The sequence below is a fragment of the Microbulbifer okhotskensis genome (genome assembly GCF_023895975.1).
GTDB lineage: Bacteria > Pseudomonadota > Gammaproteobacteria > Pseudomonadales > Cellvibrionaceae > Microbulbifer > Microbulbifer okhotskensis.
Genome location: NZ_JALBWM010000284.1, coordinates 1 through 1,352, shown reverse-complemented (window position 1 = coordinate 1,352; position 1,352 = coordinate 1). Strand labels below are relative to the sequence as shown.

Genomic DNA, 1,352 nt, shown 5'->3' with positions numbered 1-1,352 from the left:
GCTTCGGAAAAAAGCCGGCTGGGATAGTGAAACTTTAGACAAGATAATTACAGCCCTGCTCAAAACTAGTACCTTATATCAGTGTTTAGTTGTTGCCTGAAAACCGAAAAGTCGACCTGTATACGAATAAGACAAAGTGCCCGTGTTCTTGCGAGGGGTGAAACCTGGACCCTAAAATATTGGCCAAAATACTTGACTATCCAAAATCGTCATTTTCGAAGTGACGAAAACCCCACTCTAATCAGAAACTCGCCGTTACTTTACCAATAATGCTGCTTTTAGGAATAAAACCAAATGATCTTGAGTCCAAGCTATTACAGCGGTTATCGCCAAGAACAAAGAGGTAACCTTCTGGAATAGTAGTCTCTGTAAATTCACTGAACTGGCAAATTAACACTTCATCATTTATGTAATCTTCGTCTAATTCTGTCCCGTTAAGTGTAACAGAGGAATTGCTAACGGATATTATATCTCCGGATTTCCCCATTACCCTGCCAAGAAATGGACTATCTGCATGTGGCGGCCGATAAACAACCATCTCCCAACTATTTAGTGAAGAAAAAATATAAGAAAACGTGCTGACAAAGATATAGCTATCTTTTTCTACTGTCGGATACATTGAGGCAGATGGTATATGAAAAAACATAAATCCAAGTACTCTCGCTCGCGGATCATAAGTATCTGTATTTGATGGGTTCCCGAAATATACTGCCAAGATTAGCCCCCAAAAAATGCCCAATATTTTTAGTATTTTCAATGTGTTTTTCTCAATTAATTCCCGCATCTTTCAGCGGAACTGGCGAAGCATGGACCATTTGGTGGAGGCCACGCAGTGGTTGGATAGAATCCTCCAATGTTCAAGGAGAAACATCCGCTAATGTAAGGCTACTTTTATGGCAAGCGGCGTAGCCGTGACGCCAGTAGGAAAGGCGGACCTTCCCGTCCTGATTATTGCTGTCGCATGCATAGCAAGCTTTGCTAGGTCAACCACTCAAGGGTTGGTCGCCACCCGATGTTAAATAGGAGGAAATATTATATTTTACCCGCAGATGCCGAAATGTCAAAACAGTGCGAAGAAGCATCTTTGGCAAACTCCTTAAATAGAACAGGTTTGCCAAAAATTGGGCTTTAGGGCTGTGCGGCCAATGGGGGTCCCAGTTACGCTTTGTAGGAAGGGCTACAACGATTGGTTATAATCTCTTGATTAGTTTTTGTAAAATATCTATTGATGCCGAACATAGAAGAATTTCCATATCCCTGGCATCAAACAAAGGTTTAAAGCGAAATAAACCATTAAGGAGGGTGTTCAAAACTCTGTGTCAGCCATAGCCTCAGAGGCTGATATATTTCTC

1 protein-coding gene is annotated in these 1,352 nt (G+C 41.6%); it reads right to left on the bottom strand.

Translation table 11 applies throughout. The features are described 5' to 3' along the window. Positions 1-241: 241 nt before the first annotated feature. Positions 242-784, bottom strand: a complete 543-nt coding sequence (lepB, locus tag MO867_RS22065) for a signal peptidase I (protein ID WP_252473180.1) — start codon at positions 782-784, stop codon at positions 242-244. Between the last annotated feature and the right edge of the window lie 568 nt (positions 785-1,352).

Bases quoted from the DNA above. Each gene is read 5' to 3' on its own strand.
- lepB (WP_252473180.1), bottom strand. From the start codon at position 784: ATGCGGGAATTAATTGAGAAAAACACATTGAAAATACTAAAAATATTG.